Source organism: Stenotrophomonas sp. LMG 10879, from assembly GCF_002750935.1.
Classification (GTDB): Bacteria; Pseudomonadota; Gammaproteobacteria; order Xanthomonadales; family Xanthomonadaceae; genus Stenotrophomonas; species Stenotrophomonas lactitubi_B.
In genome coordinates, this window is the sequence record NZ_PEJT01000003.1 from 387,824 (window position 1) to 403,884 (window position 16,061).

The following is a 16,061-nucleotide window of genomic DNA, read 5'->3' on the forward strand; positions in this document are numbered from 1 at the left end:
ATGCCCGGCTTCAAGGAGGACGTCATGAAGCATGCAAGGGTGCTGGCCGCGTTGATCGCCATCTGTGGCGCGGTTGGGGTAGAGGCGGCGGAGGTTTCGCTGGACGGCTATGTGCGTCGCGCGGAGTTCAATGACATCCAGCTCTCGCCCACCGGCGAATACCTGGCCATGACCTTGCCGCTGGAGGGCGCGACCGCCGTAGCGGTCCTGCGTACCGACACGATGGAGCTGGTCGGCAATTTCCGACCGCCCCGCAACAATCATGCCGCCGAGGTCGACTGGGTCAGTGATACCCGCCTGCTGATCGGTCTGGCCGAGAAATGGGGGCCGCTGGACCAGCCACGGCCGACCGGCGAACTGTATGCCATCGATGCCAATGGCAAGCGTGGTGATCTGCTGGTCGGCTATCGCGCCCGCCCGGATGAGCCCGGCTTCGTGACCGGACGCGTGGTCGAGCCGGTTGCCGCCTTCCTGACCGATCCGTTGCCTGCCGACGAACGCAACGTGTTGATCTCGCTGTGGCCATTTGCCAATGACACCAATGCGCGGCTGGAGCGGATGGACGTCATCACCGGGCGCCGCATTCCCGTTTCGCGTTCACCGGTGCAGCGCGCGACGTTCACCACCGATAGTCAAGGTGAGCTGCGCTTCGCCCACGGCGCCGCTGCCGACAACGTCAACAAGCTCTACTACCGCGAAGGGCCCGATCGCTGGACGCTGATCAACGACGAAGGCAACAGTCACCGCATCGAGCGCCCGATCGGCTTCTCCGCCGACAACCGCCTGGCCTACCTGGTGGTGGAGCAGGCCCGCGGCCCCGATGCGGTGGTCAGCTGGGACCCGATCAGCGGAGAGCGGCGTACGCTGCTGCAGGACGATACCGTTGACCCTACCCGCGTGGTCTACCAGCCCGGCACGCGCGTGCCGGTGGGCATCCAGTTCGTCGGCGCTGTTACGCGCACGGCCTTCTTCGATGAGCAGTCGCCGACCGCCAGCATCCAGCGCAAGCTGGAAAAGGCGTTCCCAGGGCAGGCGGTGAGCCTGCTCTCCGGCACCCGCGACAACGCTCGCCTGTTGGTGAAGGTGAGCTCGGCGACCAATCCCGGTGATTACTTCATGTACACCACCGCCACCCGCAACGCCGCTTTTCTCACCAGTCGCCATCGCTGGTTCGATCGCGAGGGCGGTGCCAGCGTGCGCCCGGTCACCCTGGCTGCGCGCGATGGCCTGCCGCTGCACGGCTTCCTGACCCTGCCCAAGGGCAGTCATGGGCACAATCTGCCGATGGTGGTGGTCCCGCACGGTGGCCCGATCGGTGTGTTCGATGACGGTGGTTTCGAGCGCGAGAACCAGTTGCTGGCCGAGGCCGGCTACGCGGTGCTGCAGGTCAACTTCCGTGGCTCGGGCAACTACGGCCGCGCCCACACCCAGGCCGCTGCCCGGCAATGGGGCCGCGCGATGCAGGACGATGTGACCGACGCCACCCGTTGGGCGATCAGCCAGGGCATCGCTGACGGCGGACGCATCTGCATCTACGGCGCCAGCTACGGTGCCTACTCGGCGATGATGGGCGTCGTGCGCGAGCCCGGGCTGTACCGGTGCGCGGCAGGTTATGTCGGCGTGTACGACCTGCCGTTGATGTTCAAGCGTGGCGACATCCAGGATCGGGCTTCAGGCGTGACCTACCTGCAGCAGTGGCTGGGCGAGCCGGCCACGCTGGATACGGTGTCGCCGGTCAACCTGGCGGCAAGCATCAAGGTGCCGGTGCTGCTGGCCGCCGGTCGCGAAGACCTGCGCGCGCCCGTGCAGCACACCGAGCGCATGGAGGCTGCGTTGAAGCAGGCCGGGGTACCGGTGGAAGCGGTGTACTACCCACGCGAGGGGCATGGCCTGTACAGCGAAGCGAACCAGCGCGATTACTACACCCGGCTGCTTGCCTTCCTCTCACGCAGCCTGGGGGGTGGTACGGCTGCCGCCGTGACGGCTCCCAGCAAGGCCAAGGCACCCTGAAACAGACGCGGCGGCAACCATCATGGTTACCGCCGCTGCGACCTGCCGATGGCTGTTACTTCACCCCGTGCATCATCCGCTTCAACAGCGGCGCAGCGATGAAGGCCAGCAACGCGCAGCCCAGGCCGATCCACATCAGCAGCCAGAACAGGTGCGCATAGGCGCCGGCGGCCGCGGCCATGTCCAGCGTCTCGCCTTCGGGCACGTCGATCGCCGCCAGCTTGCCGAACAGCGCGGCCAGCGTTTCCGAGAAGGCTGTCGCCAGGAACCAGGTGCCCATCATCAGGCTCATCACCCGCGGTACCGCCAGCTGGGTCACCGCCGACAGGCCCACCGGCGACAGGCACATCTCGCCGCTGGCCAGCAGGAAGTAGGCCAGTACCAGCCACCACACGCTGGCCATCTCGCCGGTGGCACCGACGTGCTGCGCGGCCAGCGCCAGCGGCACGAACGACAACGCACCGATCACCAGGCCCCAGGCTGATTTCACCGGCTTGCCCGGTTCCCAGCCGCGGCGGTCCATCCACGTCCACAGCGCAGCGAAGGCTGGCGCCAGCAACACCAGGAACAGGCCGCCCAGATAGGTCAGCGAACCGGCGGTCTGCGGAATCACCAGGCAGTCACGCACCAGCAGCACCAGCATCAGCGCAACGATGCCGATGAAGAACGTACGCGGCGCGGCCGAACCAGGACGGCGTTCGGACAAGCGCGCGCTGACCACGAAGCCCAGCGGCGCCAGCAGCAGCGACACGATCGACCACGGCAGCGGCGAGCCTTCGCGGATCACCAGCGCCGGCACGATGTCCTTGGTCAGCAGGCGATCAGTAAAGGTCACCCACGAGCCGTACGACTGCTCGTACATCGTGAAGAACACCAGCGCCATGAAGATCAGCACCATCAGCGCGATCATCTGCTGGCGCTGCACCGGCGTGCACTTCGTGCCGGTGAACCACGCGAACCAGACCAGCACGCCGCCCAGCACCACCAGCATCAGCATCAGCGCCAGGCTGATTTCACCGCCAAGCGCGAAGGCACCGTTGCCGGCCGCCCACATCAGCCAGGCCACCGGCAGCACGCCGATCACCGCGCACAGGTAGATCAGCCATTCGCGCGGCAGGCCCAGCACCTTCTGCTTCAACGTGGCCGGCTGCGGCGGTTCGGCGTGGCCCTGCAGGTACTTCTGGCCCCACAGGAACATCGCCAGGCCGGCGATCATGCCGACGCCGGCAGCACCGAAACCATACTTCCAGCCGTAGACCTCGCCGAGGAAACCGCACACCAGCGAGGAGAACAGGGCGCCCAGGTTGATGCCGGCATAGAACAGCGAGAAGCCCGAATCGCGGCGCGGATCGTCCTGTGGGTAGAGCTTGCCGACGATGGTGGAGATGTTCGGCTTGAGGAAGCCGACGCCCATGATGATCAGCGCCAGCGACAGGTAGGTCACGGCCAGTGCCGAGGTGTCGCGCACCACTTCACCATTGACCCGGTACGCCGCGTGGCCTTCGAAGGCCATGCCCAGGTGGCCGAGCACCAGCAGGATGCCGCCGAACAGCACCGCCCGGCGCATGCCCAGCCAGCGGTCGGCCAGCATGCCGCCGAACACCGGGATGCAGTACACCAGGCCGCCGTAGGCACCGAGCAGGTCCAACCCGGCCTTGTCGCCGAACAGGTGGTATTTGGTGAGATACAGCAGCAGCAGCGCCTTCATGCCGTAGAAGGAGAAGCGCTCCCACATTTCGGTGAAGAAGCAGACGTAGACGCCCTTGGGATGGCCCAGGAAGTCGTCGGAAGCGATAGCAGTGGAATTCATCGCGGAATTATAGGCGCGTGCCCGCTTTCAGTAGATCCACGCCATGCGTGGATGGCCGCCCCGGTACATGGCCTACAGATACCGCAACCAGGCCAGGTCGCGTCGCCGGGCCTTGAACCGCGCGAACGCCCGCGTCGGTGGATACAGCACCACCGCCAGCGCGCAGGCCACCAGCAGCAGGCCGGCCACCGAGTCCAGTGCATACAGGCAACCGTGGGTCGGGCCCCAGGCCTTCAGCGCGGCCAGGTACAGCAGCTTCAGCACGTACAGGTGCAGCAGGTAGAAGAACATCGGCGCTGCACCGATATCGGCCAGCGGCCGCAGCGCACGCGCCAGCGGCGGCCACTCGTACAGCCGCAACAGCAGCAGGCCCGCGCCAAGGGTCAGCAGCAGGAACTGCAGCGAGGGCGGGTACTTGGTGATGTTGAACACGCTCATCCACGTGCGCAGCGTGGTCTGCTGGTACTGCCAGGGCGCGTCGCCATAGTCGTTGGCGAAGCGCAGCAGGGCGAAGGCGGCCAGCGCGCCCAGCCCGGCCCACAGCAATCGCTGTCGGCGCTGTTCCGGATCGCTGCTGGCAGCGAACCACGGCGCCATCAGGTAGCCCAGCGCGATCACCCCGATCCACGGCAGCACCGGGTAGGAGGTACGCAGGCTCAACGGCCCCGCCTCGATCCAGTCACGCTGGTGCAGCACCTTCCACAGCACCGCCAGGGCGCCGTCGCCCTGCACGCGTACGCCATCCAGCAGGTTGTGGCCAACCACCAGCGCCACCGCCAGCATCGCCAGCAGCGGCCGCGGCAGCCACAGCAGGCCAGCCAGCGCGATCATGCTCAGGCCGATCGCCCAGATTACCTGCAGGTACACCGTGTCCGGCGGGAACTGGAAGGTCCAGGCGAAGTTGACCAGGGTCAGTTCCAGCACCACCAGGAACAGGCCGCGCTTGAACAGGAAGGCGGCGATGGCGCGGCGCGGGTCGGCCTGGCGTTGACCATACAGCCACGCCGACAGGCCGGTCAGCAGCACGAACACCGGTGCGCACAGGTGCGCCAGCAGGCGGCAGGCGAACAGGGCAGGGGACACGGTCGCCGCGTCCATCGGGTCGCTCACCTGGTACTGCAGGAAGAACGTCTCGCGGACGTGGTCGAGCAGCATCAGCAGCATCACGGTGCCGCGCAGCTGGTCGATGGAGGCCAGCCGGGGGGAGGCAGAGGAGGGCATGCGGTGGGGGCGTATGGGGCGACGGAAAGTTATAACATAGCGTTTGTGGCATGCCCACTCGGGCTTTGCCGTATCGGCTCGCTGGCCGTGCCGCTGCGGGTCTGTGCCTGTTCCATGCTCGGCCCCCATCCTTTGGCACGCTGGACTTGCCGCCCCCTGAACGCTAGCGTGCAAGGGATTTTTTGCCAGCAGGGGCTTTCATGAACCATGACGCTGCGCCCAAGCAGCTCACTTTCCGCGCGGTGGTCCTTGCCATCGTGCTGGCGGTGGTGCTGTCGGCCGCAAACGCCTACCTCGGTCTGTTCGCAGGCCTGACCATCGCCACCGCGATTCCCGCCGCGGTCATCTCCATGGGCGTGCTGCGCCTGCTGGGTGGCGGTTCCATCCTTGAGAACAACATCGTGCAGACCGGCGCCTCGGCCGGTTCGTCGATCGCCGCCGGTGTGATCTTCACCATCCCCGCGCTGGTGATCATGGGCTACTGGCCGGACTTCAAGTACTGGTGGGTGCTGGGCATCGCCGGTCTCGGTGGCCTGCTGGGCGTGCTGTTCTCGGTGCCGCTGCGGCGTTCGATGATCGTCGAAGACCCGCTTCCGTTCCCGGAAGGCAAGGCGGCGGCCGAAGTGCTCAAGGCCGGTGAAAACCCCGGCCCGGGCCTGAAGATCCTCGGCCTGTCGGCGGTGATCGGTGCCTTCGTGAAGCTGGCCGCGGAAAGCGGCATGCGCCTGATCCCCGATGCCTGGGCCACCTCGGCCTATGTCGGCAGTTCCAAGATCACCGCGTTCATCGGTACCAACCTGTCGCCGGCGCTGCTGGGCGTGGGCTACATCGTCGGCCTCAACGTCGGCATCGTGGTGGTGTCCGGCTCGATCCTGACCTGGCACATCGCCATTCCGATCTACCAGGCGTTCTTCATGAACACCGATCCGGCGCTGGCCGCCTCGATCGCCACCGCCTCGTCCACCGAAGCGGCGTTCGCCATCTGGGGCGCGAAGATGCGCTACCTGGGTGTCGGCGCGATGCTGATCGGTGGCATCTGGACCCTGATCTCGCTGCGCAAGTCGCTGCTCAACGGCGTCAAGAGCGGCTTTGCGGCCGCGCGCAAGAGCGGTGGCCCGGTACTGGCGCACACCGAGCGCGACCTGCCGATGAAGTGGATGCTGGTGGCCCTGGTGGTGTTCACCCTGCCGCTGCTGGCGCTGTACCAGGCCATCGTCGGCCAGTGGCACGTGTCGATCCCGATGACCCTCATCATGATCGTCGCCGGCTTCCTGTTCGTTTCGGTATCGGCCTACCTGGCCGGTCTGATCGGCTCGTCCAACAACCCGGTCTCGGGCATCACCATCTCCACCATCCTGTTCGCTTCGGCAGTGCTGGTGCTGCTGCTGGGCAAGGATGGCCTGCAACCGGTCGGTGCCTTCGGTGCGCCGCTGGGCGCGGTGGCCGCGATCATGATCGGCGCGGTGGTGTGCTGTGCCGCCGCCGTAGGTGGCGACAACCTGCAGGACCTCAAGGCCGGCTACATCGTCGGTGCCACCCCGTGGAAGCAGCAGCTGATGCTGGGCATCGGCGCGTTCTCGTGCGCGCTGATCATGGCCCCAGTGCTGAACCTGCTGGCCACCGCCTACGGCATCGGCGTCAAGTCGGAGCTGCATCCGAATGCGCTGGCCGCACCGCAGGCGAACCTGATGGCGTCGGTGGCCAAGGGCCTGTTCGGCGGCGAGCTGCCGTGGACCTTCATCGGCATCGGTGCCGTGGTCGGTGCCGCCATCATCGCGTTCGACAGCTGGCTGAAGTCGCGCAACTCGCGCTTCCGCGTGCCGGTACTGGCCGCGGCGATCGGCATCTACCTGCCGCTGGAACTGATGGTGCCGATCTTCCTCGGTGGCCTGATCTCCTACCTCGTCGAGCGCTTCCACAAGGTGCGTGCCGATGACGAAGAGGGCCGCGACCGCGTGCACAAGCCGGGCGTGCTGTTCGCTGCCGGCCTGATCACCGGTGAGGCGCTGATGGGTATCGCCATCGCCGTGCCGATCGTGGTCAGCAGCCGCGCCGACGTGCTCGCCGTGCCGTTCCACCTGCCGGCCGCGCAGTGGATCGGCCTGGCCGTGCTGTTCCTGGTCGGCTGGTTGATCTACCGCACCGGCAAGCGCGCCGTGGCATGACGCCCACGGGGGTCGGATCCCTTCCCGCAGGGAAGGGCTCTGACCCCATGCTGGCAGCGTCTGGGGTCAGAGCCGATTTCCATGGAATCGGATCCGACCCCGACCTCCGACAAACCGCGCTTCGGCGCGGTTTGCTTTTTCTGGCGGCAGCTCGGCCCCGGCCATGACCGATGGCCTTGGCAGGCCCGGCCGCGCAGGCCTACCATCGGTTTTTTGCCGTCCTGCGGAGACCCCGATGAAACTGCGTCATGCCCTGCTGCCACTGAGCCTGCTGGCTGCCCTGCCCAGCGTCGCCGCTGCCCGTGGCCTGGAGATCCGCGACATGGTGGCCATGGACCGCGTCTCCGCGCCGGTACTGACCGCTGACGGCGGCACCGTGGTGTTCGCCAAGCGCAGCACCGATGCCAACCTCAAGGCCAGCACCGCACTGTTCGCGCGCAACCTGCGCACCCGCGATGCGGCGCCGCCGAAGCAGATCACCCCGGCCGGCTGGAACGTCAACTCGGCCTCGCTGTCGGCCGATGGCCAGACCGTGTATTTCCTCAGCGCCAAGAACGGCAGCCAGCAGCTGTACGCACAGCCGATCAGTGGCGGCGCCCCGCGCCAGCTGACCGATTTCCCGGTGGACGTGGACAGCTACCACGTGTCGCCGCAGGACGACCGCGTGCTGTTCAGCGCCGGCGTGTTCCAGGCCTGCGCCTCGGACCTGGCCTGCACCGAAAAGAAGCTGAAGGACATGGAAGGCGCCAAGGCCAGCGGCAAGGTCTTCGATTCGCTGTTCGTGCGCCACTGGGATACCTGGAACGACGGCCGCCGAAACACCTTGTTCGTCGCCCCGTTGCCGGCAGCCAAGTCCGGTGCGGTCAAGGGCGCTTCGGCGCTGAGCGCGACCATCGATGGCGATGCTCCGTCCAAGCCGTTCGGTGGCAATGATGATTTCGCGTGGTCGCCGGATGGCAGCAGCGTGGTCGCCAGCATCCGCGTGGCCGGCAAGCAGGAGTCGTGGTCGACCAACTTCGACCTGTACCGCTTCGATGCCGCCGGCAAGCAGGCGCCGGTCAACCTGACCGCGTCCAACCCGGCCTGGGATGCCGGCCCGGTGTTCAGCGCCGACGGCAAGACCCTGTTCTACCGCGCGATGAAGCGCCCGGGCTTCGAAGCCGATCGTTTCGGCCTGATGGCGATGGACCTGGCCAGCGGCAAGACGCGCGAGATCGCTCCGCAGTGGGACCGTTCGGCCGGTGGCATCACCCTGTCCGCCGACGGCGGCAGCATCTACACCACTGCCGACGACCTCGGCGAACATCCGCTGTTCCAGATCGACGTGGCCAGCGGCAAGGCCACCAAGCTGATCGGCGACGGCAGCGTCACTGCTGTGGACGTGGCCGGCAACAGCGTGGCCATCACCCGCAACAGCCTGAAGAGCAACGACCAGGTGCTGGTCGGCCTGCTGCCTGCTGCTGGTGAGCCGATTGGCGCGCTGCGCGCGCTGACCCCCGCCGCTGGCGAGGTGCTGAAGGACGTGTCCTTCGGTGACTACGAGCAGTTCGAGTTCAAGGGCTGGAACAACGACACCGTGCATGGCTATGTGGTCAAGCCGCACAACTACCAGGAAGGCAAGTCGTACCCGGTCGCGTTCCTGATCCACGGCGGCCCGCAGGGCAGCTTCGGCAATGGCTGGAGCTACCGCTGGAACCCGCAGACCTATGCGGGCCAGGGCTACGCCGTGGTGATGATCGACTTCCATGGCTCCACCGGTTACGGCCAGGCCTTCACCGATGCGATCAGCCAGCACTGGGGCGACCGTCCGCTGGAAGACCTGCAGAAGGGCTGGAGCGCGGCGCTGAAGAAGTACGACTTCCTCAACGGTGACAAGGCCTGCGCGCTGGGCGCCAGCTACGGCGGCTTCATGGTCAACTGGATCGCCGGCAACTGGAACAGCCCGTTCAAGTGCCTGGTCAACCATGATGGCGTGTTCGACCAGCGCATGATGGGTTACGCCACCGAAGAACTGTGGTTCACCGAGTGGGAGCAGGGCGGTACCCCGTACCAGAAGGCGGCGAACTATGAGAAGTTCAATCCGGTCAACCACGTGGCTGACTGGAAGAAGCCGATCCTGGTGATCCACGGCCAGCAGGACTTCCGCATTCCGGTCGAGCAGGGCCTGGCCGCGTTCACCGCTGCCCAGCGCCAGGGCATCGAGTCGAAGTTCCTGTACTTCCCGGATGAAAACCACTGGGTGCTGAAGCCGAACAACAGCATCCTGTGGCATGACACCGTCAACGCCTGGCTGAAGCAGCACATCGGCAACTGATGTAGCGCCGAGGGATCGGATCCCTTCCGCACGGCGGAAGGGCTCTGGCCCCGCCATCGACCGTCCCTGGGGTCAGAGCCCTTTCGCATGGCGAAAGGGATCCGACCCCGAACAAGAGCGCCTGCATGCCTTCGACTGCCCTGATCCAGAACGACATCGTCGTCTTCGGCCTGATCGCCGCCACCCTCGGCGCCGTGTTCTGGACCGCTTCGCGCGAGCAGGGCCTGTGGAAGCGCTTCTATACCTTCGTGCCGGCGCTGCTGCTGTGTTACCTGCTGCCGGGCATCTACAACACGTTCGGCCTGATCGACGGGCAGAACACCAAGCTGTACAACCCGGTCGCGCGTGACATCCTGCTGCCGGCGGCGCTGATCCTGTTGACCCTGGCGGTCGACATCAAGGGCATCCTGCGGCTGGGGCCGAAGCTGGTGCTGATGTACCTGGGCGCCTCGGCCAGCATCATGCTGGGTGCGGTCGTGGCGTTCCTGGTGATGCGTGCGATCCATCCCGATACCGTCGCCGGCGATACCTGGGCCGGCATGGCCGCACTGGCCGGCAGCTGGATCGGCGGTGGTGCCAACATGCTGGCGATGCGCGAAGTGTTCGACGTCAATGCGACCACCTTCGGCCAGTTCGCGGTGGTCGATGTGGGGGTTGGCTACGTGTGGATGGCGGCGCTGATCTTCCTCGCCGGGCGCGCGGCGAAGATCGATGCGCGCAGTGGCGCCGATACCTCGGCCATCGATGAACTGAAGGAGCGCATCGCGCGCTTCCAGGCCGAGCACGAGCGCATTCCCAGCCTCACCGACCTGATGCTTATCCTGGCCGTGGCCTTCGGTGGCGTTGGTCTTGCCCACGCCATCGGCGCGCCGCTGGCGGCCTGGTTCAAGGTCAATGTCAGCTGGGCATCGCAGTTCAGCCTGGATGCGCCATTCGTGTGGGTGGTGGTGCTGTCGACCACGCTCGGCCTGGGCCTGAGCTTCACCCGTGCACGCACCCTGGAAGGCGCGGGCGCCTCGCGACTGGGCTCGCTGCTGCTGTATTTCCTGATCGCCTGTATCGGCATGCAGATGGATCTGCTGGCGCTGCTGGATCGCCCGTGGCTGTTCCTGCTCGGCATCATCTGGATCAGCGTGCACATCGTGCTGCTGTGGTGCCTGGGCAAGCTGCTGAAGGTGCCGTTCTTCTACTTCGCGATCGGTTCGCAGTCGAACATCGGTGGTCCGGCCTCGGCGCCGGTGGTGGCCGCCGCGTTCCATCCGGCGCTGGCGCCGGTGGGCGTGCTGCTGGGCACGATGGGGTATGCCACCGGCACCTATCTGGCATATGTGGTGGGCATCACCCTGCGCGCGCTGGCAGGGCAGGGTTGATCATTCAACGGTCGGGGCGATGGGGTCAGATCCCTTTTGCTGTGCAAAAGGGATCTGACCCCGGTTCACGGGGGATCACGCCACCGGCAAACCGCGTTCGATCAACCACGCTTTTGCGTCTTCCGCATCCTGCTCGAACCACGCCTTCGTCGACCCCAGCCGATACGTATACCCCCACGCATCCATGTCGGCCATCAACCGCGCACTGCCAACCCCCGGCAGGTGCCCGGCCAGCACGATCTGCAGGTAGCAGGTGGCGTCTTCTTCCGGCACCGAATCGGTGGCGTCGGTATGCACCTGCGCGCGCCGCTCCGGCGGCAGCACGATCAGGTGGCAGGCCTCATGCAGCATCGAATGCACCGGTGTGTCATCGCGCACGTACACGTCGCTGGCGATGATGCCGGCCTCGGGCTCGCCCCAGTAACTGCCCGGGATCGGTTCGCCGGCCGCAACGTGGTGCAGGCGCAGCTCATGGGCAGCGAGCAGGCGCTGTGCATCGGCGAAGGCGATGTCGCCGACGCGGGTAACGTTCGGTTCGGGCGTGGTATCAGTCATGCGGGTCAGGCAGCCCCGCCCATGCAGGCACGGGCGGGGCAGGGGGTCAGGGTTTGTCCGGGCCTTCAGGCAGCGCCACGGAGATGTCCAGCACGTCGTGCTGGCCATCCTTGACCAGGTCCACCTTCACTGCATCGACGTCGATGTTGACGTACTTCTTGATCACTTCCAGCAGCTCGCGCTGCAGCAGTGGCAGGTAGTCGGGACCGCCACGGTGGCTGCGCTCCTGCGCGATGATGATCTGCAGGCGGTTCTTGGCGGTTTCGGCGGTGGTCTTCTTCGCTTTGAGGAAATCAAACAGGCCCATGCTTACCCTCCGAACAGCTTGCTGAAGAAGCCCTTCTTCTCGACGTTGGTGAAGCGCATCGGGCGTTCTTCGCCGAGGATGCGTGCGACGGCGTCGTCATAGGCCTGGCCGGCAGCGGATTCGCCGTCCAGGATGACCGGCTCGCCCTTGTTGGAGGCATTGAGCACGTCGCCCGATTCGGGGATCACGCCGATCGCCTTCAGGCCAAGGACCTCCTCGACGTCGGCGATGCTGAGCATCTCGCCGCTTTCCACGCGCACCGGGGTGTAGCGGGTCAGCAGCAGGAAGGCCGGCACGTCCTGGCCGGATTCGGCCTTGTGGGTCTTCGAGTCGAGCAGGCCGATGATGCGGTCCGAGTCGCGTACCGAGGACACTTCCGGGTTCACCACCACCACCGCGCGGTCGGCGAAGTACATCGCCAGGAAGGCGCCCTTCTCGATGCCGGCCGGGGAGTCGCAGATGATGTAGTCGAAGCCGTCGGCGGCCAGGTCCTTCAGGACCTTGCCCACGCCTTCCTGGGTCAGCGCATCCTTGTCGCGGGTCTGCGAGGCAGCCAGCACGAACAGGTTGTCGAAGCGCTTGTCCTTGATCAGGGCCTGCTTGAGGGTGGCTTCGCCGTGCACGACATTGACGAAGTCGTACACCACGCGGCGTTCGCAGCCCATGATCAGGTCGAGGTTGCGCAGGCCGACGTCGAAGTCGATCACCGCCACCTTCTTGCCACGCTTTGCCAGGCCGCAGGCAAGGCTGGCGCTGGAAGTGGTCTTGCCGACGCCGCCTTTGCCGGAGGTGACTACGATGATTTCAGCCAAAGGACTTCTCCTGATGATTCTGTTTGAGGTGCTGCGTCAGTCCAGCGCAGCGATCTTGATCTGGTCCTGTTCCAGCCACACCTGCACGGCCTTGCCGCGCAGGGTTTCCGGTACATCGTCCAGCACCTTGTAATGGCCTGCAATGGCGACCAGTTCCGCATGGAAATCACGGCAGAAAATGCGTGCCGCGGTGTTGCCCTGGGCCCCTGCCAGCGCACGGCCGCGCAGGGTTCCGTAGATATGGATGCTGCCATCGGCGATGACCTCGGCGCCGGCGCCGACGGTGGCCATCACGGTCAGGTCGCAGTTTTCCGCATACAGCTGCTGGCCCGAACGCACGTTGCCCAGCTGCATGCGCCCCGGCTGTGGCGCGGCGGCATCGGCCGCCTTGCCCATCGGCGTGGCCGGAGCCGCTGCCGGTGCGGCCTTCGCCTCGGCCCGTGCGGCACGCCGCGGTTCCGGTGCGGGTGCCGGCGGCGGGGCAGGCTCTGCCTCGGCGCGCTCGTACTGGGCGCGGAACTTGGCCAGCAGCGGCAGGCCGAGCTGCTGCGACAGCAGGTCGACCGCGCTGGTGCCATAGGCCAGTGCCACCGGCAGTACGCCGGCACTGCGCAGGCCATCCACCAGCGCCTGTGCCGTCGCTACGTCGGGCACCTGGCTGAGGCCGCCGAAGTCGAGGATCACCGCCGCCCGGCCGAACAGCTTCGGCGCACGGCTCACCCGCTCCTGCATTTCCTGCACGAGGCGTTCAACATCGAGGGTGCGGATGCGCAGGTTGGCGATGCCCACCTGGCCGATCTTCAGTTCACCGGCCTGTTCGTAATCGAAATTCACCGCCACGCTCAAGTCCCCGTCGACCGCTGTGCCTGCGCCGGCAGCTGCCGGTCGCGTGCCCACGCCACATCGGGCAGCTTGCCGCCGTAGGTTTCGTTCACCCACGGGAAGCTGCACAGTTCCTTGGCCAGCATGCTGGCCCGCACGTCCACCTGCGGCATGGTGTTCTGGCCCAGCTCGCGGAAGCCGAAGCTGCCGTGGAAGAGCAGGGCGGCATCAGCGCCGTGGTCGAGAAACACTTCGCAGGTCATCTGCGGGTAGCGCAGCTCGGCGAAGCTCTGCGCATCGGCGTAGAACGCACGGCCGACACCACCACCGCGGCGGCGGCTGGCGACCACGATGCGGTCGATATAGAAGAAGGGGGTGTCCAGGTGTTGCTTGAACCAGGCGAAATTGCTGCTGTCGTGCTGGCTGTCGCTGCCGAAGCCGATCAGGAAGCCGGCCAGGTTGCCGTCGCGCTCGGCGACGCGGAAATACTCAGCGGTTGCATAGAACAGGCGCAGGCGCTCGGCATCCAGGGGAAGGATGGCCAGGCCAGCATTGTTGTTCAAAGCCAGGACGGAATCGAGCTCGTGCTCGCGCACGTCGCGGATGACAATCGACATTGTGACTCCGTGGGGTAACGCGGTTGGTCCCATGTACGGACCCTGAGCATGATTATTGCATGCCCGGGGTGGGCTGCGGCATGAACAGGGGACCGCGCCGAACATGACTTTATGCCCTTGGGCCCTGACGCGCACAGGCTACGATGGGCCATGCTGGCCCGACTCAACCACAATGCGATGCTGCGCTACTCCGGGTTGTTCACCTGGGGCACCGTCGGCCTTTGGCTTGCGATCTACCTGATCGACCCGGTGTCGCTGACGCTGGAGAGCCTGGACGGCGAGGCCGGCTTCCGGATCATTCCCTGGGCCTCGGCCTACCTGGCCTTCGGCTTCGTGTACTGGGTGCTGACCCGCTCGCTGGGCGAAAGCCGGCCCGGCTTCTTCGACCATGCCGCGCTGATCCTGCTGACGGCCTGCGCGATCGGCGTGAGCTATTTCTCCGGCACCGCGCTGGGCAGCATCCTGCTGATGGTGGTGGCCGGCCTGCTGCCTTGGCTGCTGGGCCCGCGCATCGGCGTGGTGTGGCTGGTGGCCAGCAACCTGGCCGTGCTGCCGGTCTACATCCAGCCTCTGGGCTTCCCGCCGGTCATCGCCGTGCTGCAGGCCGTCGGTTACATGGGCTTCTCCAGCTTCGTGTTCGTGATCGCGCTGGTGGCCCGCCGTCAGGCCGAGGCGCGCGAGGAGCAGCGCCGGCTCAATGCCGAACTGCGCGCCACCCGTGCGCTGCTGGCCGAAAGCGCACGGGTGAACGAGCGCACCCGCATTTCGCGCGAACTGCATGACCTGCTGGGCCATCAGCTGACCGCGCTGACCCTGAACCTGGAAGTGGCTGGCCACCTGGCCGAGGGCCAGGCGCTGGAGCACGTGAAGCGCTCGCATGCCCTGGCCAAGCTGCTGCTGGGCAACGTGCGCGAGGTGGTCAGCCAGCTGCGCGAGACCGGCGCCATCGACCTGGCCGCTGCCCTGCGTCCGCTGACCGAGCACGTGCCTTCGCTGGACATCCAGCTGGAGATCGAGGAGCCGCTGAACGTGGAAGACCCGCAGCGGGCCCACGTGCTGCTGCGCTGCACCCAGGAGATCATCACCAACACGGTGCGCCATGCCGGCGCCCGCCACCTGTGGCTGCGGGTGTACCGTGAGGTCCCGGACCTGGTGGTGGTGGAGGCCCGCGACGACGGTGTCGGGGCGGAAACGGTCAATGTGGGCAATGGTTTGCGCGGCATGCGCGAACGCCTGCAACAATGTGGAGGCCAGCTGCAGGTGGAGACCCGCCCCGGCGAAGGCTTCCGGCTGCGGGCGACGGTACCGGCAACGGTGCTGGCGGCCCTTACCCAGGTTCCTGAAGGAGTGCGTTGATGATTCGCGTCTGCCTGGTCGACGACCAAACCCTGGTGCGGCAGGGGATCCGCTCGCTGCTGGCGCTCGACGACGGCATCGAAGTGGTGGCCGAGGCCGCCGATGGCCGCCAGGCGGTCGAGCTGATCCCGCAGATCCGTCCGGACGTGGTCCTGATGGACATGCGCATGCCGGTGATGTCCGGGCTGGAGGCGCTGCAGGTGCTGTCACGGCAGGAACAGCTGCCGCCGACCATCATCCTGACCACCTTCGACGATGACCAGCTGGTGCTGGCCGGGCTGAAGGCCGGTGCCAAGGGCTACCTGCTCAAGGATGTGACCCTGGCGCAGCTGGTCGGGGCGATCCGCACGGTGGCCGATGGCGGTTCGCTGGTGCAGCCGGCGGTGACCCAGCGCCTGCTGTCCGGGCTGGAGCACATGCGCAACGACTTCGTCAGCCTGGACCGTCCCGACCCGCTGACCGACCGTGAGACCGAGATCCTGCGGCTGATGGCCAGCGGTTTCTCCAACAAGGAGATCGCCAATTCGCTGGGGGTCGCCGAGGGCACGATCAAGAACCATGTGTCCAACATCCTCTCCAAACTGGGCGTGCGCGACCGTACGCGTGCGGTCCTGAAAGCGTTTGAACTCCAGTTGGTGTGAGGAAAATCCTTTAGCGACAACGACTTGGCATGCAGGCCGGGGCCGGATTCAGGGTTGACCC

Annotated in this window: 13 protein-coding genes; 6 read left to right on the plus strand and 7 right to left on the minus strand. The window is 66.4% G+C overall.

Going from position 1 to position 16,061, the window contains the following annotated elements; all coding sequences use genetic code 11:
• Positions 1–24: 24 nt before the first annotated feature.
• Positions 25–2,010, plus strand: a complete 1,986-nt coding sequence (locus CR919_RS06850) for a prolyl oligopeptidase family serine peptidase (protein WP_099819362.1) — start codon at positions 25–27, stop codon at positions 2,008–2,010.
• Between the two features lie 55 nt (positions 2,011–2,065).
• On the opposite strand, the gene CR919_RS06855 is transcribed toward CR919_RS06850, so the two are convergent.
• Both CR919_RS06855 and CR919_RS06860 read right to left on the minus strand, forming a co-directional pair.
• Positions 2,066–3,820, minus strand: a complete 1,755-nt coding sequence (locus CR919_RS06855; RefSeq protein ID WP_099819363.1) for an oligopeptide:H+ symporter — start codon at positions 3,818–3,820, stop codon at positions 2,066–2,068.
• A 72-nt stretch (positions 3,821–3,892) separates the two neighbouring features.
• A complete protein-coding gene (locus CR919_RS06860) occupies positions 3,893–5,041 on the minus strand; it encodes a heparan-alpha-glucosaminide N-acetyltransferase domain-containing protein (RefSeq protein ID WP_099819364.1) in 1,149 nt (382 codons plus the stop codon).
• 200 nt (positions 5,042–5,241) lie between these two features.
• On the opposite strand from CR919_RS06860, the gene CR919_RS06865 reads away from it, so the two are divergent.
• The 3 genes from CR919_RS06865 (at position 5,242) to CR919_RS06875 (ending at position 10,890) form a co-directional block, all read left to right on the plus strand.
• On the plus strand, positions 5,242–7,206 hold the full coding sequence (locus CR919_RS06865) for an oligopeptide transporter, OPT family (protein ID WP_089239520.1): 1,965 nt from the start codon (positions 5,242–5,244) through the stop codon (positions 7,204–7,206).
• Positions 7,207–7,441: 235 nt separating this feature from the next.
• Positions 7,442–9,520, plus strand: coding sequence for a S9 family peptidase (locus CR919_RS06870; RefSeq protein WP_099819365.1), 2,079 nt, complete (start codon positions 7,442–7,444; stop codon positions 9,518–9,520).
• Between the two features lie 125 nt (positions 9,521–9,645).
• Positions 9,646–10,890 (plus strand): DUF819 family protein, encoded by a 1,245-nt coding sequence (locus tag CR919_RS06875; protein WP_099819366.1) that lies wholly within the window; start codon positions 9,646–9,648, stop codon positions 10,888–10,890.
• 75 nt (positions 10,891–10,965) lie between these two features.
• Here the strand turns inward: CR919_RS06875 and CR919_RS06880 are convergent, their stop codons facing one another.
• The 5 genes from CR919_RS06880 to CR919_RS06900 are packed head-to-tail and all read right to left on the minus strand — an operon-like array spanning position 10,966 to position 14,003.
• Positions 10,966–11,445, minus strand: coding sequence for a hypothetical protein (locus CR919_RS06880; protein ID WP_099819367.1), 480 nt, complete (start codon positions 11,443–11,445; stop codon positions 10,966–10,968).
• Positions 11,446–11,491: 46 nt separating this feature from the next.
• Positions 11,492–11,752 carry a cell division topological specificity factor MinE gene (gene minE / locus CR919_RS06885; RefSeq protein ID WP_005408532.1) on the minus strand — a complete coding sequence of 87 codons (261 nt, stop codon included), beginning with the start codon at positions 11,750–11,752 and terminating at the stop codon, positions 11,492–11,494.
• Positions 11,753–11,754: 2 nt separating this feature from the next.
• Positions 11,755–12,564: a septum site-determining protein MinD gene (minD, locus tag CR919_RS06890; RefSeq protein WP_099819368.1), complete on the minus strand. Its 810-nt coding sequence runs from the start codon at positions 12,562–12,564 to the stop codon at positions 11,755–11,757.
• A gap of 36 nt (positions 12,565–12,600) precedes the next feature.
• Positions 12,601–13,404 (minus strand): septum site-determining protein MinC, encoded by an 804-nt coding sequence (gene minC, locus CR919_RS06895; RefSeq protein WP_099819369.1) that lies wholly within the window; start codon positions 13,402–13,404, stop codon positions 12,601–12,603.
• A 2-nt stretch (positions 13,405–13,406) separates the two neighbouring features.
• Entirely contained in the window at positions 13,407–14,003 is a 597-nt protein-coding gene (locus CR919_RS06900) for a GNAT family N-acetyltransferase (protein WP_025873875.1), read from the minus strand.
• A 150-nt stretch (positions 14,004–14,153) separates the two neighbouring features.
• Here CR919_RS06900 and CR919_RS06905 point away from each other — a divergent pair, with 150 nt between their 5' ends.
• Together CR919_RS06905 and CR919_RS06910 are read left to right on the plus strand one after the other, a co-directional pair.
• Positions 14,154–15,359 carry a sensor histidine kinase gene (locus CR919_RS06905; RefSeq protein WP_099819370.1) on the plus strand — a complete coding sequence of 402 codons (1,206 nt, stop codon included), beginning with the start codon at positions 14,154–14,156 and terminating at the stop codon, positions 15,357–15,359.
• Complete coding sequence (locus CR919_RS06910) at positions 15,359–16,000, plus strand: response regulator transcription factor (RefSeq protein ID WP_025873873.1); 642 nt, start codon at positions 15,359–15,361, stop codon at positions 15,998–16,000. The genes CR919_RS06905 and CR919_RS06910 overlap by 1 nt, the downstream gene beginning before the upstream one ends.
• Positions 16,001–16,061: the final 61 nt, after the last annotated feature.

What these genes read in the sequence shown, in the direction of transcription:
- CR919_RS06855 (WP_099819363.1), bottom strand. Translation starts at nt 3,820, where the DNA reads ATGAATTCCACTGCTATCGCTTCCGACGACTTCCTGGGCCATCCCAAG.
- CR919_RS06905 (WP_099819370.1), top strand. Translation starts at nt 14,154, where the DNA reads ATGCTGGCCCGACTCAACCACAATGCGATGCTGCGCTACTCCGGGTTG.
- CR919_RS06910 (WP_025873873.1), top strand. Translation starts at nt 15,359, where the DNA reads ATGATTCGCGTCTGCCTGGTCGACGACCAAACCCTGGTGCGGCAGGGG.
- CR919_RS06865 (WP_089239520.1), top strand. Translation starts at nt 5,242, where the DNA reads ATGAACCATGACGCTGCGCCCAAGCAGCTCACTTTCCGCGCGGTGGTC.
- CR919_RS06850 (WP_099819362.1), top strand. Translation starts at nt 25, where the DNA reads ATGAAGCATGCAAGGGTGCTGGCCGCGTTGATCGCCATCTGTGGCGCG.
- minE (WP_005408532.1), bottom strand. Translation starts at nt 11,752, where the DNA reads ATGGGCCTGTTTGATTTCCTCAAAGCGAAGAAGACCACCGCCGAAACC.
- CR919_RS06870 (WP_099819365.1), top strand. Translation starts at nt 7,442, where the DNA reads ATGAAACTGCGTCATGCCCTGCTGCCACTGAGCCTGCTGGCTGCCCTG.
- CR919_RS06860 (WP_099819364.1), bottom strand. Translation starts at nt 5,041, where the DNA reads ATGCCCTCCTCTGCCTCCCCCCGGCTGGCCTCCATCGACCAGCTGCGC.
- CR919_RS06880 (WP_099819367.1), bottom strand. Translation starts at nt 11,445, where the DNA reads ATGACTGATACCACGCCCGAACCGAACGTTACCCGCGTCGGCGACATC.
- CR919_RS06875 (WP_099819366.1), top strand. Translation starts at nt 9,646, where the DNA reads ATGCCTTCGACTGCCCTGATCCAGAACGACATCGTCGTCTTCGGCCTG.
- CR919_RS06900 (WP_025873875.1), bottom strand. Translation starts at nt 14,003, where the DNA reads ATGTCGATTGTCATCCGCGACGTGCGCGAGCACGAGCTCGATTCCGTC.